The following is a 22,589-nucleotide window of genomic DNA, read 5'->3' as shown; positions in this document are numbered from 1 at the left end:
CCGATCAGGCGTGCAGCTGTGCTACGACCACGGACCGCCGGCGCGGACCCGACTGCGGGCGCTGGTAGTGGAAGTGCTGGATCTCGACTCGGTCGAAGCCCGCAGCGAGCGCCTGCTCACCGAGGTAGCCGGTGGACAGCCAGTAGAAGCCCTTGACGTTCGAGGCCGCCTGCACCCAGGAGTCGTTCTGGGTGTCGTCGTTGGACGCCACGAACGACGCCACGCCGGCAGGTCCCGGTTCGAGCCACGAGTGGATGCGCTTCAGGATCGGCTGAAGTCCGTTCTCGGGGTCGTACAGATGCCCGAGCACGCCGTCCATGTAGATGACCGACCACTTCTCGTCAGGCGTCCAGGTGTTCAGGTCCGCCTGCTGCGCCTCAAGGCCCTTGGCCCGAGCGAGATCGACCGCCTCCTCCAACGCGTCCACCGCATACACGCGGAAGCCGGCCTTGGCGGTGTCCGCCTCCACCACGGCGTTTCCGCAGCCGAGGCTGAGCAGGCCGGTGGCCTTGTTGCTCCGCAACTGGTTCACCAGGACGCCCGTCATCCAGCGGCGGTACTCGCTGGAGTAGGTCGACGGCGTCACCGAGTCGCCACGGGCTCCGCCCTTCTCCCAGATCTCGAAGAGATTCGGCTCTCCGTCGCCCTGCGGGCGATAAAAATCCAGAAGTTCCGTGTTCTGCCGACTTTCCGTGCTCATTTTCCCCCCGTTTGCTACCGGTTGTTCACAGAATCACGTGACGAGTACGACCGCGTGCACAATGGCACACATCGACGCGTCGTATCGTCTTGGCGGTTCAAGTGATTAGTCAGAATCCCCGTATGCATCGAGACGACCAGGAAGCACCAGGCCACTCTCGCCAGTTCGGACCCCAGCCCGACAGAGATCGATGCAAGCACATGCACCCCTAGCTGTGCAAGCAATGTTTCCTAAGATGTGGGAACGGCGACTCGACGCCCAGGCTAAATGCCGATCAGCGACTGGAGAACGCTCCACGTACCCCACACCGGACGCGCGATGAGCTATCGTGCCGAAGGTCCGGCGGGTGACATTCCTGCAAAGTCGCAGCTCCTTGGCCGCCGCGTACACATGTCGTCCCAGCACACGAAACGCCACCTTTTAAGATCACTTGCATCGATGCCAATGGAGGCACCGCGTCACCTCGCCCCACGCCACCGCCGCCCCCGACGAGCACCGTCTGTGACGAGCGCCACACGTAGCGGGGCAACGAATGTGAGGATGATGTCGGATCATGCATTTCGTCCACTAACGCGTCAGCCCGTCACCCCTCCCTGACCGGTGATCACCACGACCGGAGCCGCTCTGTGGTGAGCCGCGAATAATTGCCGGAGATGTCCGTGCCGCAAATGATGAATCGGATTCACCTCGACGACGTGGTGCGCACCTACTACCGTCGGGTCGACGCCGATGACATCGATGGGATGATGCTTCTCTTCGAACCGGACTCCATTTACGACAGGCCAGGCCAGAAGTCCATTATCGGGCGATCGGCCATATCTGCGTTCTACCGTTCCCAGCCACCTATTCGTAGCCGCCGGCACAACCTTTCCTCCTTGATCATAGAAGGGCCGGAGGTGGCAGTGCACGGCACTGCGGACCGGATCACCCTGGACGGGCAGCACTCGACAATCGGCTTCGCCGACTTCTTCACCGTTTCCGGATCCGGCCGGTTCTCTTACCGCCGGACCTTCTTCTTCGTCCCATTCGCCTAGCGACTCCCATGGAGAGATCAATGAGCGCAGCTGAGGGTGCGGCGCGCGCCGGCGCGGAACTTCTGGTCGAAGCGCTGGTGCGGCACGGTGTCAACACGATCTTCGGCTTCCCCGGAGACACCAGCATCCACTTCTACGACGTCATCGCGAGGCGCCCGCAGGACGTCCGGCACGTGCTGGCCCGCGACGAACGCCACGCGGCGTACATGGCTGACGGCTACGCCCGTACCCTCCGCCGCCTCGGGGTCTGCGAAGCGCCCAGCGGCGCGGGCGCCGTCTATCTGGCCAGCGGTCTGGGCGAGGCCTTCGCTTCCGGCATCCCGATCCTGGCGATCAGCACCGACAACCCGCATGGCAGCCGGGGCACCAGCGCCATCAGTGAGATCGACCAGATGGCACTGTTCAGCGGCGTGACCAAGTGGCGGCGAACCGTGGACCAGGCAGCTGACCTGCCCGGCGCGGTCGCGGAGGCCGTCGCCGCAGCGACGAGCGGCCGTCCCGGCCCGGTAGTGCTGATCATCCCGGAGAACGTTCTGGAGGAGACCGCCGACCTGCCCGTCGGCACCGGCAGCAGCACGGTTCCCGCCGCACGCCCCCTCGCCCCGACCGAGGCAGTGAACACGGTGGCCGGACAGATCGCACAGGCCGCACGCCCCGCGATCGTCGTCGGCGGCGGCGTACACCTGTCCGGTGCCTGGCGCGCCCTCACCGACCTCGCGGAGCACGCGGCCATTCCGGTCGGCACCTCCATCCACGGCAAGGGCGCCCTCGCCGAGGACCACCCACTCGCCCTCGGCGTCGTCGGCGCCAACGGCGCCCGGGAGTACGCCAACGACTATCTACGCAACTCCGACTTCGTCCTCTTCGCGGGAACCCGCGCGAACGCCACCGATACGGCCAGTTTCACGGCACCCCCACGCTCCGGCACCCGGATCGCGCACATCGACCTCTCTCCGCAGCGGGCCGGACGCAACTACCCCGGAAGCACGCCCCTGATCGCGGACGTCGGGACGGCTCTCGACCAGCTCCGCCAGGCGCTACCCGCCGCCGACGAGCAGACGCGCGACGATCGGATCCAGGCTCTCGCCACCGCCCGGCAACTGTGGGTCACGGCGAACTCGTCGCCACTGCCGGACCCCGGTGACCAGCGGCTTCAGCCGCGGGACGTGGTTCGTGCGCTGCATGCCGAATTCGGCGGGTTCACCTGGGTCGTGGCGGACGCCGGAACTCCCACGCCGTTCCTCGCCTCGTTCTGGGAATCGTCCGGCGACGGGTGGCGAGTCGTCATTCCTCGCGGGCACGGGCCACTGGGCTTCGCCATCTCGGCCGCGATCGGCGTTGCCGTGGCGCACCCCGGCGAGCGGATCCTCTGCCTCACCACAGAGGGCAGCGTGGCGATGGGTCTCGGCGACTGGGAGACGGCCGGCCGGCTCGGGCTGCCGATCACCTACGTGGTCCTGGACAACACCTCCCTCGGCTGGATCAAGATGATCCAGCACCTTTACGCCGGCGGGCGCTATTTCGCGGTCGACCCCGGACGTATCGACCCCGTCCTGCTCGCCAACGGCATGGGACTGCCCGCGGCACGAGCGTTCGACCCGGAACAGCTCAGCGTGATGATCAAGGAGGCGGCCACCGGGAGTGGTCCGTCCGTCATCCACGTCCGGGTTCCCGAGCACATGGACAATCCGCCGCCGGTGGAGGCGTGGCAGGCAGCAATCGCCGGCACCGCCACGCAGCGCCCGATCCACTGAGGACCTTCGCCCCTCCGCCGGCGCGCCTGACCTGGAACGCGCCGATATCGAAAGGACACGTCGTGGCACGCCGCCTGTTCACCTCCGAGTCGGTCACGGAAGGCCACCCGGACAAGATCGCTGACCAGATCAGCGACGGAATTCTCGACGCCCTGCTCGCACAGGACCCGCGGAGCCGCGTCGCGGTGGAGACCCTGATCACCACGGGCCAGGTGCACGTGGCGGGCGAGGTCACCACGCAGGCCTACGCCAACATTCCCGGCATCGTTCGCGACACGATCCTGCGGATCGGTTACGACTCGTCGAAGAAGGGCTTCGACGGCGCCTCCTGCGGCGTGAGCGTCTCCATCGGCTCGCAGTCGCCCGACATCGCGCAGGGTGTCGATGCCGCCATCGAGAAGCGCGAGGGTGGGACCGGCGACTCGCTGGACAGCCAGGGCGCCGGGGACCAGGGCATGATGTTCGGGTTCGCCTGCTCGGAGACGCCGGAGCTGATGCCGCTGCCGATCGCGCTGGCGCACCGCCTGGCCCGCCGGCTGTCTGCCGCCCGTAAGGACGGGACGATCCCCTACCTGCGTCCCGACGGCAAGACGCAGGTCACCATCGAGTACGACGGTCTGCGTCCGGTGCGTCTGGACACGGTGGTGGTGTCGTCGCAGCACGCCGCCGACATCTCGTTGGAGTCGCTGCTGACGCCGGACGTCAGCGACCACGTCATCGCTCCCGAGCTGGAGGCCCTCGGCCTGGACGTCGAGGGCTACCGGCTGCTGGTGAACCCCACGGGGCGATTCGAGATCGGCGGTCCGATGGGTGACGCGGGCCTGACCGGCCGGAAGATCATTGTCGACACGTACGGCGGTTACGCCCGTCACGGTGGTGGTGCGTTCTCCGGCAAGGACCCGTCGAAGGTGGATCGTTCGGCGGCGTACGCGACCCGCTGGGTCGCCAAGAACGTGGTTGCGGCCGGCTTGGCCGAGCGGTGCGAGGTGCAGGTGGCCTACGCGATCGGCAAGGCCCACCCGGTGAGCTTGTTCGTGGAGACGTTCGGGACCGAGAACGTGCCGGCCGAGCGGATCGAAAAGGCGATCAAGGAGGTGTTCGACCTGCGTCCGGCCGCGATCATCCGCGACCTGGACCTGCTGCGTCCGATCTACCAGCAGACCGCAGCGTACGGCCACTTCGGCCGTGAGCTGCCGGACCTGACGTGGGAGCGCACTGACCGCGCCGCCGACCTGAAGAGCGCGGCGACCAACTGACATGGGGCGGCTCTACGTCACCGGATCGATCGCCACGGATCACCTGATGCGTTTCCCCGGCCGCTTCTCCGATCAGTTCATCGCGGACCGCCTGCACGCGGTGTCGCTGTCCTTCCTGGTCGATGAACTGGTGATCCGTCGTGGTGGCGTTGCCGCCAACATCGCGTACGGCATGAGCAGGCTCGGTCTACGACCGAGCCTGGTCGGCGCGGTCGGGCGCGACTTCGCCGACTACCGATCGTTCCTGGAACGGCACGGCGTCGATTGCTCGCCAGTGCTCGTCGTCGATGGCGAGCACACGGCCCGTTTCATCTGCACCACTGACGAGCAGCAGTGCCAGATCGCGTCCTTCTATCCCGGCGCGATGGCCGAGGCCCATCGCCTGGACCTGGCCGCCGTCGTCGGTGCCGACCGAGCCGCACCGGACCTGGTGATCATCTCGCCCGACTCGCCGGTCGCCATGCTGAGACACGCAGCCTGCTGCCGGCAGGCCGGCTGGCCCTTCGCGGCCGACCCGTCGCAGCAGATCGCCGGGATGCCGGGTGAGCAACTGCGTGCCTTCATCACGGGGGCCCGCTACCTGTTGACCAACGAATACGAGTTCGACCTGCTTCTGGAGAAGTGCGAACTGACCAAGAAGGGTCTGCTCGGGCTGGTCGGCACCGTGGTGACCACACTCGGCCCGCGAGGCGTACGGATCCGCGACGAAAACGGCGACGCCACGGTGCCCGCCGCGTCGGTCCCGGTGGTGGTCGACCCCACCGGCGGTGGCGACGCCTTCCGAGCCGGATTCTTCGCCGGCATCGACTGGGGCCTGTCGCACATCGACGCCGCCGCGATCGGATGTCAGCTCGCCTGGTACGCCCTGCAACACGAAGGTGGTCAACAATACGACGTGACTGTCGAACAGCTCTGCGCCGAGCTCGCCAAGCATTACCGTATCGACCTGGCCGATGCCGTGCGTACGGCCGTCGGCCGCACCAACGCCAGCTGAACGCCCCACTGTCGAAGGCACTGCGCACATGTTGCTCGATGGAGAAGCCTTGTACGAGATCACCGAGACCCGGATCTCCTATCACCGGGGTGACATTGCCGCTGAAGCGCAGATCGAGGCGGTCCTGCCGGCCGGCTCCGGGCGCTGGGCCGTCGTCACCGACGAGACCCCGTTCCACCCGGTCGACGCCGCCTGGCCGGACCAACCGGGAGATCACGGCAACCTGACCGTGGGCGATCAGGTCACCCCGGTCGTCGACACCCAGATCGTCACGTTCCGGCCGGCCGACGGTGCCGTGTCCATCGGGCCTGAGGTGACCGCACGCCGTGGCGACACCGAGCACGTGTTCGCTGTCGCTCACCTCATCGTCAAGCAACCGGAGGAGTCCTGGGTGGGTCGGACCGCCCAGCTGACGGTGGACGATCATCGGCGTCGGTGGTTGAGCGCCGCCCACACCGGGTGCCATCTGGTGGCGTACGCGTTCAACGAGGCCACCGAAGAACTGTGGAGCAAGGACGCGCCCCGGGATTCCCGGGGAAGCCGCAACTTCGACGCCGCCGCGCTGATCGACAGCCGGCACGACCTGGGCAGCAGCGTGGACCGCTACCGCCTGGGCAAGTCTTTACGACGCAAGGGTTTCGACCACGCCCGGATGCTCGCCGGCCTCGACACGTACCTCGCTCGCGCCAACGATCTGCTGGCCTCCTGGGTCGCCGCCGATGCCCCGGTTCATCTCGTCGGATCGTCGGACAGCTTCACTGCGGAACGGGTCTGGCGCTGTGAGATCTCGCCGGTGGCGACGATGCCGTGTGGCGGCACACATGTCAGCAGCCTCGGGCAGCTGCGTTCCATCGAGATTCGGGCCGAGTACCTGGAGCCGGAGAAGGAGATGCACCTCATCGCGGCCTCTCTGCCGCGATGAGCGGAGGCGGTCAGACCTCCAGGAGGGTACAGAACCAGTGCATGCCGTACCCGATGCCGGCCAGTGCCACCACGTCGCCCTTCTGCAGATCGCCGCGCTCGACATAGGTGTCCAGGCAGATCAGCTGGTCAGCGGCGCCACAGTGGCCGATTGACGCCCCCAGCTCGAAGTTGGTCCGATCGAGCGGCAAGCCGACCGCCTCGGCCACGTCGACCATCGCCTTGTAGTTGTCGTTGAGGTAGATCAGCCGGGTCAGCCGGGCCCGGTCGACACCGGAGCGCGCGAAGGCGTTGTCCACGACCAGAGCGACCCGCTGGTTCAACTCGCGGGTGAACCGTGTGAAGTGGTCGGGGTCGCGGCGGAACTGCCGGTAGACGGCGGCGAGCCGGTCAAATTCGAGGTTGCCGAGGCCCTCCGGGGCGATCGGTGCCGCCGCCCCGCCGTACTCCACCCGGAAGAAGTCGACGCATTCGGGATCAGTGAACTGGTCGGTCGCCAGCCACCGCAACGTCGCGTGGTTCCGCCTCAACACCGCGGCGGCGGCCCCGTCGCTGGAGACACACGTGTTGGTGTTCATCCGGTTGGCGTGCCCCTCACTGACCTGGTTGATCGCGACGAGGAGGACGGTCCGCACGTCGTCACGGACGGCGAAGGTCCCGGCGATCTGCTGGAACGCCGTCACCGTGGCGGCGCAGGCCTGAGTGAGCAGCAGGGTCGGCGTCCCGACCATCCCCAGCTCCCGGGCCACCGCCGAGGAGACGTCCCACTGCAGGTAGTCAGGGACGTCGCTGGCGGCCACCACGAGCAGATCGACCTCGCCGACCTCGATCCGCGCACGCTCCAACGCCTGGGCGGCCGCTCGGGCGCCGAGGTGCGCCGACGTGGTTCCGTCGACGACCCGATGGAACGTGCGATAGCCCCACGCCATCACACGCTCGGGATCCTTCACGTAGCTCGGTGCCACCTCAGCGACATCCTGCGGTTCCCCCAACGCGGCACCCAGCGAGACGACACCGAATTGCACGGGCGGCATGGCACTTCCTTCCTTGTGGCGGTACTCCACGCTCGGGTCAGGCCCCTCCGGCCCGACTGGGCACCCCGGCGTCACCGGGTTCCCGGGAACGCGGCGGACGCTGTGTGAGCACCGATGTGAGCACCCCGGCGACGAGAAGGACGGCTCCCAGGACCAGCCAGCCGACCGGCCCGCGTCCGACGACGGCAACGGTGAGCAGCCCCGGGCCGATGACCGCGAAGCCACCCGCGCCAAGGTTGTAGAGACCGAGATAGAAATTGCGTCGATCAACCGGGGACAGCCCGAAGGACACGCCCCATCCTCCGGCCGACTGCCACAGCTCCCCGAAGGTCAACGCCACCGCGGCGAGTAGCAGAACAACCGTCGCGCCCACGTCGCCCAACCCGCCCGACACCGCGGCCAGGACGCAGAACACCGCGAGGGCCACACCCGCGCGGCGCTGGAGCCGACCGGCATGACCGAGGTCGTCACCACCACGGCTGAATCGGACCTGCAGCGCAACGGCAAGGACGGTGTTGATGAGCAACACGACTCCGACGACCGGCTTGGGCGCCGACGTCTGCGTCACGATCCACAGCGGCAGCGCGACACCCAGGATCGCAGCGTGCAGGAACAGAATGCCGTTGAGCAGGGTCAGCGACACGAAACGCAGGTCCCGCCAGGGGAGTGCCCCGACACTGGCACCGCGCTCGCGTACCGCGACACCCCGCGGTAGCTCCGAGCGCACCCGCAGCAGCAAGAATGCGGTGATCAAGAAAGCCGCTGCGTTGACCAGTACAAATCCGATGTACGCCGACGCGTCGGCCAGGGTGATAAAGAGTGTGGCTGCCAGCGTAGCGAGGGAGTAGGCCGTGTTGCGCACCACCGAAACGGCTGCCATCGTCCCGACCGGCGTATCGTCCTCGGCGATCGAACCGGCAATGGATTGCAGCAGGGGGGTGGCCGCGTTCTCGGCCATGCCGATGAAACACGCCGCTATCAGGAATCCGCTGAAATCGTCGACCAGCGGATAGGCGAAGAAGCCGGCAGCGCGCCACAACTGGAGCACGATGAGCATCCGGGGCGCTCCGACCCGATCGGCGAGCCGGCTGATGGGTACGACGCAGACCAGCCCGCAGAGCGCCGCGATCGACAGGCCGGTGCCCACCTGCGTGCTGGTCAGTCCGATGACCTGCGTGTAGAAGAGGATCGACCCGGTGAGGAAGATCCCCCGACCCGCCGCGTCGATGAAGACCGCCAGCAGGAAGGCCCGGGCGGCTCTGCCACGGGACAGCCGGCGGATCAGATGCAGGTCGAGTCCGAGTAACCGGTTCAACGCCGTTGGCCGCGAACAATCGTGGCGGGCATATTCCATTGGGCCGCCATATCGGCGTTACCCCGAATGAAGCCCGCATGGCGATCCTCACGGGCGCCCATTCGCATCGTCAAGTGCGCATGTCGAATCATTCGCCGACCCTTCCCCCGATGTTCGGCACCACAACGCTCGCGGGAAACAGTCCAAGGCAACGGTCTGATTGACCCACAGCGATCCGTGTTCGGATCCTAGATCGACGGCGCAGCGGCGACAATGGATGTCCCACAGCGCGGCTGTGAAGTAGCTCTCACCATCTGCAACGGTCGGTGGCACACGCTGGGCGGCCACGCGTCCGTCGGCCGGCCGAGGCGCCGTAGGCCACCTCGTTGGCATCGGCGGTCCCCGTCCGGGGGAACGGGGGCTGCTGGCACACACCCCACCAGTTGTTCACTGCCGATGCGGCACGGTTGCGCGGCGCGCAGATGCAAGGATCCGGGGCGTCATTGATGCTGGCTCAGTGCCGTTTGGCTGGTCGGGGGCTTTCCCTGCTCTGTGCGCCCGAAGGGACTCGAACCCCTAACCTTCTGATCCGTAGTCCGAAGTGAACGCGCCCACTTCCCACGCTCGGCTCTATCGCAAGATCTGTCCGACCGCAACCACTTCAGTCCGGCCGCATCCCACCGCGTCCGTGCAGGTCCAAAGCCCGCAAGCGTCACGCATGGAGGTTGATCGATAATTTGGCCCGCCTCGTAAGCGGCCAGAAGTCCGGCCCCGTCCCCAGAGCGTCCGTGTCAGTTCCCCGACGTCCGTGCACCCACCGAGCACCCACAGCCCCACCTCAACCTGGGCCGATTGCCGGGGTTGACGTGGCAGAGAGGGCAGCGGCGCCCGTGGTAGCGGGATTCTGATCCGTGCTGGTTCCACCATCTGGGCAAGTGCTGCTGTCGACATGAGTGGTCCGCTGACGGCTGAGTTCGAGGCCAGCTACGTCGGGGGTGATGGGCCCAGGCTCGCTCTTCCTTGATCAGCTTGACTAGGTGCGACCCTCAGTCACGTTCGAAATGCCGGATTTCGCCTGCTTCGTCCTTGCACATGGAAGAGTGAACATCATGACGATGAGCGATCCGGCATCTGCGGCGACAGACCCGGGGTACGCCGCCGCGCTGGACACGGCTGAGCGTCTGCTGGGCTTCCGCTTGGAGCGCTTTCTTGGCGCCACCCCTGGTGAGCCAGCTAACGGCGCAGACTTCAAACGGATCGCGACGATGCACGCCTTCGGCGACGTCTGGCCGCGCACCGAGCACCTAGATACACGGACGCGGGCACTGGTGTCCGTCACCATCGCGGCGACACTCGGCGTCCTGGAGCCCCTCCGTGGTCAGCTCCGCATCGCGCTCAACGCCGGCGCCACCAAGGAAGAGATCGCCGAAGTCTTTCTTCAGGTCGCGGCCTACGCTGGCGTAGCGCGCGCGTTCGACGGCTACCAGGTCGCGGCCCAGGTCTTCGCAGAGAACCCGGATCGTTCAGACCCTGGTAAGTAAGGGGATCAAGGGTTTTGGTGGCGGGCGAGGCGGCTGCCCTGCGCCGACAGCCGCCGAGGACATGCTGGAAAAACGGCGCGAAACTCGTCGCGGTCCTGCGCGACGCGATCCCGCCCGAGTCAGACTTGAGCAGCGTGGTGGGTTGACCAGCGCGGCACGGGACTGTCCGACCTTCGGCTCTGTCTCACATTCGGCTCTGTCCCATCGCCACCGGCGTGTTCGTCCACTGGGCGAGCAACTTCAGTGCCTCGTGGGATGAGCTGTCTGGTTCGGCGGTGAACACCACGAGGTGCTGGTCGGACTTGCCGCTGACGTCGAATTGCTGCGAATCGAGGATGAGCGGACCGACCAGTGGATGCTGGTAGATCTTGCGGCGCAGCGTGGCGCCGGTCACGAGGTGGCCGCCCCACCAGGTGCGAAAGTCCGCGTCTTTGACGGAGAGAGTCCCGACAAGTTCGGCCAGGCGCTGATCGCTCGGGTAGTTCCGGGCCTCCATACGTAGATAGGCGACGCATTCCTGGGCGGCCCTGGCCCAGTCGGTGTTCAATTCCCGGTAACCCGGATCGAGAAAAGTGAGCCAGAGAAGGTTCCGGTGCCGCTCCGGCAGTGCCCCATAATCGGTGAACAAGGCAGCGGCCAGGGGATTCCAGGCGAGGATGTCCAGTCTCCGGCCGAATACGTAGGCGGGAACTTCGTACAGGCTATCGAGCAATCGCTGGGTCTGCGGGTCAACCCGCGACGTGGTCTGAGTACGGGATCCTGGGCGCTGTTTCGGCCCTGCGATCGAGTGCAAGTACTCCCGGCCGTCGCGGTCGAGACCAAGCGCGTCCGCGAGGGCGTCGAGGACCTCGGGTGACGCAGTGGTGACGCGTCCCTGCTCGAGCCGGGCCAGATAGTCCGCGCTGACATTGGCCAGCTGGGCGACCTCTTCACGGCGCAGCCCGGGAACGCGGCGCCGCCGTCCGCCGTCGGGTAGGCCGACGTCGTCCGGCCGGATACGTGCACGACTGGCCCGCAGAAACTCAGCAAGCGGATTGCTCACGCTGGACTCCGGGCGCTTGGACATGAAACCCAATCTACCCCCGGGCCTCGGCGGATACCTGGGACTGTCTTTCCCATGAAGAACTTTCCCATGAAGAACCGAACCTGGCCGACCCGATAAACCACGATGACACTTGGACGCATCAGCAAGCCACCACTTGCCCGGACAGCAGCAAAGCCAATAGAGGGCACGGATGTCCGGGCCGGGACTAATGGGAGAGGAAGCCCTCCATGTCGAAAACGATCGTGGTGACCGGTACCGCAACTGGAATGGGCCGGGCCATCGTCGAAAAGTTCGCCTCCGAAGGCTGGAACGTGGTCGCGACGGTCCGCAAGGAGGCCGACCTGACGGTGCACGATGGATTGGAGCGGGTCAGGACGCTGCTGCTGGACGTCGATGACGAGCAGGCGGCAGGGCCCTTCGCGCAGACCGCCGTGGAGCAGTTCGGACAGGTCGACGTCTTGGTCAACAATGCGGGTTTCTACCAGATGGGGCCGGTGGAGGTGAGCAGCATGGACCAGATCCACCGGCAGTTCCAGACCAACGTGTTCGGACTGATCGCGCTCAGCCAGGCCTTCCTGCCGATCTTCCGCGCCCAGCGCTCCGGAACGATCATCAACATCTCCTCGTTGACCGCCGAGCAGGGTTATCCGTACAGCGCCGTCTACGCCGCCTCCAAGGCAGCCGTGGCGGCGCTCAGCGAGGGGATGAGCCTGGAGGTGGCCGCCTTCGGCATCGCGGTCAAGGCCGTCCTGCCCGGACAGCACTCCACCCGCATTTTCACGAAGATCGACATTGCGCAGGACGTCCCTGCGGACTATCAGGCTGGAATCGATGCGTTCTTCTCCAAGAACGCGCCAACCGGCTCCGACCCGTCGATCACCGCCGACGTCGTATACCGAGCCGCCGTCGACGGGGACAACACCAAGGTACGTTACTACTCCGCACCGGACTCGGCAGCCATTCCCAGGGCCAAGCAGATCCTGGGCGCCGACGGCTACTGGGCGGAGTTCCGTAACGCCGTCCTCGCAAAGCCCAGTCCGCTGTTCACCGCGCTGATCCCGGCTCCGGGCGAGCACCCGATCGAGTGGCAGATCTCCTGACCAAGCGCTGACGGCCATGGCTCCCACAGAGTTGACAAGGAGTCGTTGCCTGGTCCGTGTACAACGACTACGACCGGGCGGCGACCTGGATCGCCTGCAGCGAGCCACAAAGGTGAATGACTCCCTGAGACCGGACACCTCCTGACTTGGCATCCTGCCGAGGAGGAGGAAACCGCTGTGGCTCGACAGAGCAAGTACCCCGAGGAGTTCCGCCGCCAGGCCGCTGCGCTGGTGCTCGACTCAGGTCGCACGATCCGTGACGTAGGCCGGGAGTTGGGCGTCAACCACGAGACGCTGCGCAACTGGGTCGATCGTTTGCGGCAGGAGCGCGATGGCGACCGGCCCAGCGACCTGGCCGCTGACGAGCGGGCCGGTTGCGGCGTCAGGTTGCCCAGCTGGAGCTGGAGAAATTGGGACTGGGCCGGCAGGCACCGGACAGGGCGGGACGCAAGGGATGCTCGTCGCACGAGCACCCACCGAGCACCCAACTGTCCACAAGGGATGGAACAAGCAAGGGGCCTGACCGCCATTCTGGCAGGTCAGGCCCCTTGTGATCTTGTGCGCCCGAAGGGACTCGAACCCCTAACCTTCTGATCCGTAGTCAGATGCTCTATCCATTGAGCTACGGGCGCTTGTGCTCAGCCAGTCTACACACCCGGCTTTCGCGCGGAGACTCCGGGATTCGAACCCGGGAGGGGCTTTAAGACCCCAACCGCATTAGCAGTGCGGCGCCATAGACCAGACTAGGCGAAGTCTCCCTGGTGATCCTCAGACCACCGCGCCCGAGGATACAGGTCGCCACCCACCGGGAGCAAAACGACTTCCGGGGTACGCCCACCGCGACCCGTCCACCCTCCGTGTTTCCACGCTGTGCGCCGGCGTGATCGGGACTACGCTCCATCGATATGCAGGAGCAGCCGCCCAGCGAGTCGACCCGTCGAGAGCCTGCTGAACGAGCACGTCAGCGCTCCCCACGGGCCACCTTCCGGCCGCCGACGGTGGCCGAGGAGCCCACCGAAACGGTGGAGCCGGCTGAGACGCCGGCACCGCGTTCAGCCGCGCCGGCGGGCCAGCGTCCTCGACGGGCCAAGGCCGCCCCGCCGGTGCTCTTTCAGCCTCCGGAACCGGACAGCCCCCTGCCTCGACAGCCTCGGCGCGCACCGACCGAGCTGACCACCGAGGCGGGCGCGGAACAGCCGCAACAGCCGGACGGCGATCAAGCAGGCCCCGCAACAGGCGTCGCGCGGACACCGCCGAAGGCCCGGACCGCCCCCGTTCGCAAGGCTGCCCCTCGGACGGCAGCCGAGACGCCCGCAGAGGTGACCCCGACCACGCCGGCGCCGCGCAAGCGCGCCGCGAAGACCACCAAACGCGCGGTCACCCCACGCAGGAGCACCACGCCGACAGAGCCCACCCCCGAACCCGTGCACGCACAGCAGGCGGCACCATCCGAGCAGCAGACGGCACCCGCCGAGCCCCAGCTGGCACCGGCAGCACCCGCCGTGCGACAGGCTGAGCCGGCTCTGGGGCGTACCCCGGAATCGGAGCTGCGCGCGGTCGCCGCGCGCGTGCTCGACCACCCTGGCTTCGCACCGGAGCTGTTGGCTCTGGCTGCGGTGCGGACGTTCGGGCCCGGCGCGGCCGGGTGGGCCGCTGGGTTGCGCGACCGGTATCCGGACGCCTCGGCGGACGGCCTGGCCCGGTTGGCGGCCCGGCGGTTCGTCCGCTCGGCGGGTGCGGGTGGGGCGGCCGCCGCGCTGGCTGGCTTCTTCGCGCCGCTGGCCGAGTTGGTGGCGGTGCTGTGGACGCACTCGGAGCTGGTGCTGCACCTGGCCGCGGCGTACGGCAAGGATCCGACGCATCCCGACCGGGCCGTCGACCTGTTGGTGCTGACCCAGGTGCACCCGGATCGGGCGAGCGCGGCGGCGGCTCTGGCCGCCGCCGAGACGGCTGGTGACCCGGTCGAGGGGGCGTGGCCGCGGGCGGTGGAGGCGGCTTGGCGGTTGGCCGCGCCGCTCACGGCGCAGGCCGGTGGTTGGGTGGCGTTGCGGCTGGTGGCCCGATTGCTGCCGGGTGCGGCGGTGCTCGCAGCGGCGTTGGGTGACGCGGCGGCGGCCGACCGGCTCGCGGCCCGAACGGTGGCGGTTTACCGACCTGACCGGCGCTGACGGGTCAGAGCCAGTCGAACCACTCCCGGGGCAGCAGCGCGTAGCCGACGAAGGCGAACACGTCGAGCACCGTGTGCGCGATGATCAGCGGCATCACCCGCCGGGTGCGCAGGTAGAAGAGGCTGAACACGACGCCCATGATCGCGTTGCCGACGAACGCGCCGAAGCCCTGGTAGAGGTGGTACGAGCCGCGCAGCAGCGCACTGGCCGCGATGATCGCAGCCAGCCGCCACTGGAGCTGACGCAGCCGGGTGACCAGGTAACCGACCACGATCACCTCTTCCAGCACGGCGTTCTGCACGGCGGCGAGGATCAGCACCGGAACCGTCCACCAGACGTCCGGCAGCGCGGCTGGCACCAGCGTGGCGTTGAGGCCCAGGTGGGCCGCCACCCAGAACAGCGCCAGCCCGGGTAGGCCGATGAGCGCCGCCAGGCCGGCGCCGCGCGCCATGTCCTGACCGGGCCGCCGGGCGTCCAGGCCGAGGGTCCGCGCCGGGTCGCCGGGGTCACGGCTGAGCAGGTGTACGGCGAGCAGCACCGGCAGCAGCGCGAACACGATGCCGAGCAGTTGGTACGTGAGGTCCAGCCAGGGGCGGGCCGACGCCGAGGTGTTCAGCGAGGCGGTCTGCTTGGAGAGCGGACCGTCGGCGGTCAACTTCGCGATGATCGAGACCACCGCGTATATCGCGGACTGGCCGAGGGACAGGCCGAGGACCAGCAGCGTCTCGGTGCCCAGCAGTCGGCGGGACACCGGGCGGGTCAGCTCAACTGTCACCGCACCACTCTGCCCGACGTACGGCACCGGCGGCATGGCCGACCGGCCACCATGAGCCGATCGCACATTCTGTGCGACCAGTCGACACGCTCCGTGGAGATTCTATGGGCGCCCGATCCGTTGCCGTCTGGAGAAGGAGCGTCAGTGGACAACCTCGCGCGGTTGCTGAAGGAAAGCTGGACCCTGGTTGAGGACGACCGGGTCCGGCTGAGCGGTCACTTCTACGCTCGGCTGTTCCTGCTCGACCCCGCCCTGCGGCAACTCTTCCCGGTACAGATGACCGGCCAGGGCGACCGCCTACTCGAAGCGATCATCACGGCGATCCACACTGTCGACGACCCGGAGAGCTTCGACGAGTTCCTCCGGGCGCTGGGCCGCGACCATCGCAAGTACCACGTCGACGAGGGGCACTACGCCACGATGGGCGTCGCGCTGCTGGACGCGCTGCGCAGCACCGCCGGCGACGGCTGGAACCTGGAGTACGACCAGGCGTGGCGGGAGGCGTACGCGGCGATCGCCGCCCTGATGGTGGCCGGCGCGGCCTCCGACGACGACCCGCCGTTCTGGCACGCCGAGGTGCTGACCCACGAGCGGTACGGCCCGGACACCGCCGTGCTGACCTGCCGGGCGTTGCAGCATCCGCTGCGCTGGCAGGCGGGGCAGTACGTGAGCCTGGAGGTGCCGCGCTTCCACCCCCGGGTGTGGCGCAACTACTCGGTGGCGAACGCCCCGAACGACGACAACGTCCTGGAGTTCCACGTGCGGTCTCCGGGGGCCGGCTGGGTGTCCGGTGCCCTGGTGCGGCGGGTGCGGCCGGGTGACCTGCTCCGACTGGCGGCGCCGATGGGGTCGATGACCCTGGACCGCGCCTCGGAACGGGACATCCTCTGCGTGGCCGGCGGCGTCGGACTGGCGCCGATCAAGGCGCTGGTGGAGGAGCTGGCCACCTTCAACCGGACCCGGTGGGTGCACGTCTTCTACGGTGCCCGGCAGGCGGCCGACCTGTACGGCCTGGACGGGTTGCAGGAGTTGGTGGCCGTACACCCGTGGTTGTCGGTCACCGCCGCGTGCAGCGAGGATCCGGACTTCGACGGCGAGCAGGGCGAGATCCCGGAGGTCGTGGCCCGGTACGGCCCGTGGACCACGCACGACTGCTTCGTCTCCGGTGCCGCCCGGATGGTCCGGTCCACCCTGCGGGTGCTCGCCGCGGACGATGTGCCGCCGCCGCACATCCGTTACGACACCTTCGGTGACCTCTAGACGTTCCTCCCCCCACACCGGGGCGCGTGCCCCTGCCCCCTGGGGCACGCGCCCCGGCCCTTCCTGGTCAGTAGCGCCAGGGGCGCCCGGTCTCGCGGTACTCCTCCACCGGCACCAGTGGCACGCCGGGTGCCATTCGGTCGACGTACAGCCGGCCCTCCAGGTGGTCGATCTCGTGTGCGACCAGCCGGGCCATGCCGAATTCGAACGACGTGATGATCCGGCTGCCGTCCCACTGGGCGTGTTCCACGTCCAGTCGCAGCGGCCGGGGCACCAGACCTCGGTGGTCGAAGAAGGACAGGCAGCCCTCGTACTGCTCGTCGGTCTCCGGGTCGGCGTCGACCACCCGGGGGTTGAGCAGGACGACCGGATCCGCCGACCGGTCGGGGGGCCGCACCACGGCCGCCGCCCGGCCGATGCCGAACTGCGGGGCGGCGACGCCCACCCCCTTGCTGAACGGGTGCAGCTCGTCGAGCCGGGCCAGGGCCATGGTGAGCCGGTCGACGACGTCCCGGGCGACGTGTTCCTCCCCGGGCAGGTCGAATGGGCGGGCCCGCTGGCGGAGCAGGTCGTCCCCGCGTTGCACGATGCCGAGGCCGCGCATCCGGTCGCTGGGTCGGACCCGGGCACCGCCGGGGCCGATGTCCGGTTCGGTGTCCGGTCGGGCACGGAACCGCCACTGCATCCGGTAGCGGGCGTTCAACGGGGGGTCGTCGGTCTGCCAGTCGTAGATCACCCGTTCGCCCTCGTCGTGACGCTGCGGCGCCGTCCGCAGCGGGCCCTCCTCCGCGCTGAGCGAGGTCTCCACGCCCCAGACCTGCGGGTCGAGGGCCACGGGCAGGTCCAGGCGTACGGCGAGCTGCCGGGTGGGCAGTCGGACGGCTCGCTGGAACCAGGGGCCCCACTTCTCGTGCCCGACGCTGTACGCGTACTCGATGGTGGCCCGGTCGCCCGGGTAGAGGGGGAAGCGTCGCTCCCCGTTCTCGAAGAGCAGCCAGATCTCCTTGAACGCGTCCCGATCGTGCTTGGCTCGCCAGTGCATCGGCTCCGGGTCTCCGCCGCCGTCGTCTCGACGGGCCTGTATCTGCAGCTCGGCGAAGGTGAGGGGATGCTCCCGATGGTGCCGGTTGGAGCGGCCGGGGTCGTTCGGGTAGCGGTCGACGGCGACCCGGACCAGGTAGCGGGTGACCGGCTCTGTGCCGGCGTTGTACAGCTCACGGTGGATGACGCACCGGTAGCCGTCGTCGGCGTGGGTGAGGGTGGCCAGTTCCCGTTCCACGACCAGGCCGGTGCCGGGTGGCAGCCACTGGCCCGGCAGGTACGGCTCGCGGTGCGGCTGACCCGCCCGGGCGTGCCGTAGGTCGTCGTACTCCCGGAAACGCTGCCAGATCGCGCCGCTCGCCTCCAGGACGGCCTCCGCGCGGCGGGCGAAGTCCTCGGTTGGGCGGTGCCGGCGCCCCTCGACGTGACTCACGTAGGACGGGTCGAACCCCATCAGGACGGCCAGTTGCTTCTTGGACAGCCCGCGCACGGTCCGTTGCCGGGCAAGTTCGGCCGCGAAGGAGTCGGCAGCCCGTTCGAGGGGTGAGGTAGTCATCAGCTTCCTCGTGGCCGGGGCTATAAGTTTCACGTTCCGTACGCGAGCACACACGCAAGTGGCATGTTTTCGACACACCGCTTGACAATTCACCGACGGCCATCGATTGTGCGGCGGCGTTTCCCAGCACTGACTCCGGGTAGTACGCGAAGCGCTACTCCCGTCGAACACGGGGTGACCTGGGCCTCCGAGATGTGACCAAGGTGAGCCTTCCCTTACGGCCGCGGGCTTGGTTAGGCTAGCCTTAGCTCAGGACGGCACTGGTTCGTCCGCCGGGGCGCACTCCTCGGTCACACAGACAGGGGACGATTCGGGTGACAGCGGTGATGCCACGGCGGGAGGCCGCCACCACGCCGCTCGCCCCCGTCACCGCGGCGCTCCGGGCCATGTTCGGCACCGACGACCTCCCCGGCCTCGCCCGGGGCCTGCTGGTCGACGACGAGCTCGGCTGGGCGCCCGCCACCACCCTGATCGACGGCAGCCGACTGCCGGAGTTGCTGAACGGCGCCGCCGTCCGCTGGGGCGGCACCCCGCACGCCTGCGCGGCGCTGGCCTGGAAGTCCTACAGCTACTGGGCCGCGCTGCCGGTGGTGCTCGGCTGGGCCTCCGCCCGACGGGTGCCGCTGCTCGATCCGGCCGACCTGCTGATCCACTTCGAGGACCATCGGCAGCTGCTCACAATGGGCATGCGCCGGGGCACCACGGTGGCGGTGCTGCCGAACGACCCGCTGGCGCTGGCCGGCCTGCCGGAGGTGCGGGTCGTCGCCGACGAGGCGGAACTGCTGGCCGCGCTACGCGCGTCCCTGCTCGACGCCCACCTGGCCCCGCTCATCACGGCGATCCAGTCCGAGGTCAGGGTGGGCACCCGGACGCTGCTCGGCTCTGTCGCCTCCGGCATCGCGCACGGCATCCTGCGGGCTGCGGACGCCCTGCCCGGCTCCACTGTGCAGAGCATCGACACACTGCTCGGCGCACTCGACCTGGCCGACCTGATCGAGTTGGTGCCGGGGCCGACCGGTGAGCCGACAGTGCAGCGCCGCACCTGCTGCCTCGCCTTCACCCTCCCCCGCCCGAAGGTCTGCCAGGGCTGCTGCGTCCGCTAGGGCATGTCTCATAAGGGCGGTCGAGCCGAGGCGGAGTCCGGGCGGCGATCCGGCAAGACGCGGTTCCGTCCGGATACCGGTGTCGTATCCGGACGAAACCGCAACGCCGCCGGTCGTTGTCCGGGCCCGCCGCAGGCCGGCCAGTTCTTATGAAACAGGCCCTGGGCCAGGCTGGGCGGCACTGCTCGCTCAGTCGGTGAACGACCGGACATCCCACACCCACACGCCGCCGGTGAAGACCGGTTGGATCCCGGTCAGCTCCGTCATGCCCCGGCGCAGCGCTTCCTCGTGCTCGTGTGGCCCGAGGATGACCACCCCGGCCCGCCAGTAGCGCAGGTCGTCGACCGCTCGGACCCGGCTCTGCGGGGTGATCGGCGGCACCGCCCCGGTGCGCCTGATGGTGGCGAAGAAGCTGCTTGTGGGTCGAGGAGTCGCACCGAACAACGCGACCTTCGGCGGATCGGCGTTCGGGCGGGTGTCCGGGCCGAGGAAGTAACCACGGGCCAGCGGCATGTCCAGCCGGGTCGACGCAGACCAGCGCAGCGGCTCGGCGTAGGTGGTGTCCGGCAACGGCAGGGTCACCACACTGCGCCCACCGGCCACGTACGGCCGCCACGCCCCACTGGTCACGAAGCTGGGGACCGGGTCGAGGTGGGCCACGGGCAGCGGGGTGGGGAAGATCGGCAACAGGGCCATCGTGAGCACGGTCGCGGTGACGAAGCGGACCTGCCCCCGAGCGGCCGGGTGCGCTTCGGCCAACTCGCGAGCCCGTTCGGCAGCGTAGGCGAGCAGCAGCCCGATGATCGGGGTGATCGCCAACGCCCAGCGTGTCGGCACCACCGAGTGCAGGATGGGCAGGTTCTCCAGCGCCGCCCACGGGCCCGGCACACCCGTACCCCGGTTGTCGAAGCGGACCTCCCGACCCAGCGAGAGCACCGCGAAGAGCAACCCGAGCGCGGCCAACGCGAGCACCACGATCGAGCGGCGCAGCCACCAGACCACTGCGATCACCAGCACCACCAGCGCCCAACCGAAGAAGCTGTTCTCCTCGGTCGGGTTCTTGGCCAGGCCCGCGGCGGTGCGCGCGCTACCGGCCAACGATTCCCGGGAGTACGCGACGAACGAGGCCACGTCGCTGGAGTAGCCGCGGATCAGGCGGGACAGCCCGGAGTACGCGCCAGGTCCGAAGAACTGGACGTACAGGGGGTACGCGAGCAGGAGCCCGGCGACCCCGGCGGCGACGGCCAGCCCGGCGAGAAAGGATCGGGCCCTCGACCGTAGATCCGCGCGGCTGAGGGCGAGCACCCCGACGATCACGCCGAGCCCGATCGCGGTCATCAGCAGGATCTCCAGGTTGAGGAACGCCTGCCAGACGATGACCAGCGCGAGGAGGACCCCGTTGCGCAGCCAGCGGCCCGGTTCAGCGAGTCGCAGCGTGCGCCAAATGATCAACGGGACGACGAACTGCGACACGATGTTCGGGTGCCCATTGGCGTGCGACACCATGGCCGGCGCGAACGCGCAGAAGCCGGCGCCCAGCCACGCCGGCCCCCGACTGCCGATCAGGACCCGGGAGAGCAGGAAATACCAGGCCGTGGCTGTGGCAATCATGCCGGCGGTGAGAAAGATCAGAAATGACGCCCGCGGCCCAAACAGCACTGTGATCGGCGTCATTGGCAATGAAATGGATAATACGGACGTATTGGCCATCAGATTGACGCCGTCGGGGACGTTCATCTGATTGGAATGGAACGGGTACGCAAAGTGCGTGACGACTCGCGTACCGTGAGCCATCATCCATTCGAACTGCGACTGATCGGACTGGTTGTCCCGCACATCGCTGCCCGGGTCCAGCCAGAGTCGACAGGTGACCCAGAAGCCGAGCAGCACGAAGCTCAGCACGGCGGCCAGATCGGCCCACATCCCCCTGCGGGAAGGCCGAACAGCGCCGGAGGCCCCCTCCGCCGACGACGCGGCGGCCGGGCCGCCACTGTCGCTGGGCACGTCCGGTTCAGGAGTAGTCATGACAATTCATAGGGTAGTCAGCCTATGGCACCGCCGTGACATGTTTCGGGGTACTGCCGTACTATGTGCCGGGTTCGCCGACCGCCGATCACGAACCCACCCCCCGACCACAATTCGGCCACCCCGATGCCTCGATTCTTTCGCCGTCTCAGCGGATGATTCACTCTGTCGGTCCAGGCTCGGGTCGAGTTCATATCGTGAGGAATCGACGCATGGCAGAAATCACTGGGGATCAGCGCGTGCAGTCCGAGGTGCTGGAAGGCCTGGCAACCGCTGTCAACCACCGTCGCTGGTTCATCGAACTGGCCGTGCCGTACCTCGGTGACGACCCGATCGAGATCGGCAGCGGCCTCGGTGACTACGCGCTGGAATGGTCCGAGCGGCTGCCGCGGTTCACCGCGACCGAGGCCGACCCGGACCGGCTGGTGCAGCTCAAGGAGCGCCTCGCCGACCGTCCGAACATCGACGTCCGGCAGATGCTGCTGCCGCACAACGGCCGGGGCGACTACAGCGCGGCCGTCTCGTACAACGTCCTGGAGCACATCGAGGACCACGTGGGCGCGCTTCAGAGCATGCGCGACCTGGTCCGACCCGGCGGCGCCGTGATCATCATCGTGCCCGCGTTCCAGTTCGCGATGGGCCCCGCCGACATCGCCACCGGGCACGTCCGCCGCTACACGAAGAAGACGCTCGGGGCGGCGATGACCGAGGCCGGCCTGACCATCGAGAAGATGCACTACGCCAACGCGCTCGGGCTCATCGGCTACTTCATGGCCACCAAGGTCTTCCGGCTGATGCCGAAGGAGGGCCCCATGGTCAAGGTGTACGACACCCTGGTCCTGCCCGCCACCAAGGCCGCCGAGCAGCTGGTCCTCCCGCCCTTCGGCCAGTCCGTCTTCGCCGTAGCCCGCGTCCCAGCCTGACCCCGCCCCGCCCCGCCCCGCCCCGCCCCGCCCCGGCCCGCCCCGGCCCGGCCCGGCCCGCCCCG

19 protein-coding genes and 2 tRNA genes are annotated in these 22,589 nt (G+C 68.2%); 12 read left to right on the top strand and 9 right to left on the bottom strand.

Annotation, left to right across the window (positions count from 1 at the left end):
• Positions 1-4: 4 nt before the first annotated feature.
• On the bottom strand, positions 5-700 hold the full coding sequence (locus MED01_RS13585) for a class I SAM-dependent methyltransferase (protein WP_238668928.1): 696 nt from the start codon (positions 698-700) through the stop codon (positions 5-7).
• A 653-nt stretch (positions 701-1,353) separates the two neighbouring features.
• Here MED01_RS13585 and MED01_RS13580 point away from each other — a divergent pair.
• From MED01_RS13580 to MED01_RS13560, 5 genes are all read left to right on the top strand, one after another.
• A complete protein-coding gene (locus tag MED01_RS13580) occupies positions 1,354-1,734 on the top strand; it encodes a nuclear transport factor 2 family protein (protein ID WP_238668927.1) in 381 nt (126 codons plus the stop codon).
• A gap of 20 nt (positions 1,735-1,754) precedes the next feature.
• A complete protein-coding gene (locus MED01_RS13575; protein WP_238668926.1) occupies positions 1,755-3,488 on the top strand; it encodes a thiamine pyrophosphate-binding protein in 1,734 nt (577 codons plus the stop codon).
• A 62-nt stretch (positions 3,489-3,550) separates the two neighbouring features.
• Positions 3,551-4,744, top strand: a complete 1,194-nt coding sequence (gene metK / locus MED01_RS13570) for a methionine adenosyltransferase (RefSeq protein ID WP_238668925.1) — start codon at positions 3,551-3,553, stop codon at positions 4,742-4,744.
• Position 4,745: 1 nt separating this feature from the next.
• Positions 4,746-5,738, top strand: coding sequence for a carbohydrate kinase family protein (locus MED01_RS13565; protein ID WP_308193467.1), 993 nt, complete (start codon positions 4,746-4,748; stop codon positions 5,736-5,738).
• 49 nt (positions 5,739-5,787) lie between these two features.
• Positions 5,788-6,660: an alanyl-tRNA editing protein gene (locus MED01_RS13560; protein ID WP_238668923.1), complete on the top strand. Its 873-nt coding sequence runs from the start codon at positions 5,788-5,790 to the stop codon at positions 6,658-6,660.
• A 10-nt stretch (positions 6,661-6,670) separates the two neighbouring features.
• Here MED01_RS13560 and MED01_RS13555 read toward each other — a convergent pair whose 3' ends face one another.
• Both MED01_RS13555 and MED01_RS13550 read right to left on the bottom strand, forming a co-directional pair.
• A complete protein-coding gene (locus tag MED01_RS13555; protein WP_238668922.1) occupies positions 6,671-7,693 on the bottom strand; it encodes a 3-oxoacyl-ACP synthase III family protein in 1,023 nt (340 codons plus the stop codon).
• A 37-nt stretch (positions 7,694-7,730) separates the two neighbouring features.
• A complete protein-coding gene (locus MED01_RS13550) occupies positions 7,731-9,047 on the bottom strand; it encodes an MFS transporter (RefSeq protein ID WP_238668921.1) in 1,317 nt (438 codons plus the stop codon).
• Positions 9,048-10,096: 1,049 nt separating this feature from the next.
• On the opposite strand from MED01_RS13550, the gene MED01_RS13545 reads away from it, so the two are divergent.
• Positions 10,097-10,528: a carboxymuconolactone decarboxylase family protein gene (locus MED01_RS13545; protein WP_238668920.1), complete on the top strand. Its 432-nt coding sequence runs from the start codon at positions 10,097-10,099 to the stop codon at positions 10,526-10,528.
• A gap of 184 nt (positions 10,529-10,712) precedes the next feature.
• On the opposite strand, the gene MED01_RS13540 is transcribed toward MED01_RS13545, so the two are convergent.
• Positions 10,713-11,594, bottom strand: a complete 882-nt coding sequence (locus tag MED01_RS13540) for a helix-turn-helix transcriptional regulator (RefSeq protein ID WP_238668919.1) — start codon at positions 11,592-11,594, stop codon at positions 10,713-10,715.
• A gap of 206 nt (positions 11,595-11,800) precedes the next feature.
• Between MED01_RS13540 and MED01_RS13535 the strand changes: the two genes are divergently transcribed.
• Together MED01_RS13535 and MED01_RS36345 are read left to right on the top strand one after the other, a co-directional pair.
• Positions 11,801-12,673: an SDR family NAD(P)-dependent oxidoreductase gene (locus tag MED01_RS13535; protein WP_238668918.1), complete on the top strand. Its 873-nt coding sequence runs from the start codon at positions 11,801-11,803 to the stop codon at positions 12,671-12,673.
• Positions 12,674-12,850: 177 nt separating this feature from the next.
• Positions 12,851-13,267 carry a transposase gene (locus tag MED01_RS36345; protein ID WP_372493660.1) on the top strand — a complete coding sequence of 139 codons (417 nt, stop codon included), beginning with the start codon at positions 12,851-12,853 and terminating at the stop codon, positions 13,265-13,267.
• Here MED01_RS36345 and MED01_RS13530 read toward each other — a convergent pair.
• Both MED01_RS13530 and MED01_RS13525 read right to left on the bottom strand, forming a co-directional pair.
• Positions 13,233-13,305, bottom strand: a tRNA-Arg gene (locus tag MED01_RS13530). The genes MED01_RS36345 and MED01_RS13530 overlap by 35 nt on opposite strands.
• 35 nt (positions 13,306-13,340) lie before the next feature.
• Positions 13,341-13,431, bottom strand: a tRNA-Ser gene (locus MED01_RS13525).
• Between the two features lie 561 nt (positions 13,432-13,992).
• On the opposite strand from MED01_RS13525, the gene MED01_RS13520 reads away from it, so the two are divergent.
• Entirely contained in the window at positions 13,993-14,841 is an 849-nt protein-coding gene (locus MED01_RS13520) for a hypothetical protein (protein WP_238668917.1), read from the top strand.
• A 4-nt stretch (positions 14,842-14,845) separates the two neighbouring features.
• Here the strand turns inward: MED01_RS13520 and MED01_RS13515 are convergent, their stop codons facing one another.
• Positions 14,846-15,616 (bottom strand): CPBP family intramembrane glutamic endopeptidase, encoded by a 771-nt coding sequence (locus MED01_RS13515; protein ID WP_238668916.1) that lies wholly within the window; start codon positions 15,614-15,616, stop codon positions 14,846-14,848.
• A gap of 144 nt (positions 15,617-15,760) precedes the next feature.
• Between MED01_RS13515 and MED01_RS13510 the strand changes: the two genes are divergently transcribed.
• Positions 15,761-16,876 carry a globin domain-containing protein gene (locus MED01_RS13510; RefSeq protein WP_238668915.1) on the top strand — a complete coding sequence of 372 codons (1,116 nt, stop codon included), beginning with the start codon at positions 15,761-15,763 and terminating at the stop codon, positions 16,874-16,876.
• Between the two features lie 67 nt (positions 16,877-16,943).
• Here MED01_RS13510 and MED01_RS13505 read toward each other — a convergent pair whose 3' ends face one another.
• Positions 16,944-18,473, bottom strand: a complete 1,530-nt coding sequence (locus MED01_RS13505; RefSeq protein WP_238668914.1) for a peptide deformylase — start codon at positions 18,471-18,473, stop codon at positions 16,944-16,946.
• A gap of 326 nt (positions 18,474-18,799) precedes the next feature.
• Between MED01_RS13505 and MED01_RS13500 the strand changes: the two genes are divergently transcribed.
• Positions 18,800-19,576 carry an IucA/IucC family C-terminal-domain containing protein gene (locus MED01_RS13500; protein WP_238668965.1) on the top strand — a complete coding sequence of 259 codons (777 nt, stop codon included), beginning with the start codon at positions 18,800-18,802 and terminating at the stop codon, positions 19,574-19,576.
• Positions 19,577-19,765: 189 nt separating this feature from the next.
• Here MED01_RS13500 and MED01_RS13495 read toward each other — a convergent pair whose 3' ends face one another.
• Positions 19,766-21,601: a DUF6311 domain-containing protein gene (locus MED01_RS13495; RefSeq protein ID WP_372493659.1), complete on the bottom strand. Its 1,836-nt coding sequence runs from the start codon at positions 21,599-21,601 to the stop codon at positions 19,766-19,768.
• A 212-nt stretch (positions 21,602-21,813) separates the two neighbouring features.
• Between MED01_RS13495 and MED01_RS13490 the strand changes: the two genes are divergently transcribed.
• Positions 21,814-22,524 carry a class I SAM-dependent methyltransferase gene (locus tag MED01_RS13490; RefSeq protein ID WP_238668913.1) on the top strand — a complete coding sequence of 237 codons (711 nt, stop codon included), beginning with the start codon at positions 21,814-21,816 and terminating at the stop codon, positions 22,522-22,524.
• Positions 22,525-22,589 lie beyond the last annotated feature (65 nt).

The sequence above is a fragment of the Micromonospora alfalfae genome, from assembly GCF_022230925.1.
GTDB classification, from domain to species: Bacteria; Actinomycetota; Actinomycetes; order Mycobacteriales; family Micromonosporaceae; genus Micromonospora; species Micromonospora alfalfae.
Note: the sequence above shows the minus strand (reverse complement) of the source record. Positions and strands in the feature narration are given on the sequence as shown.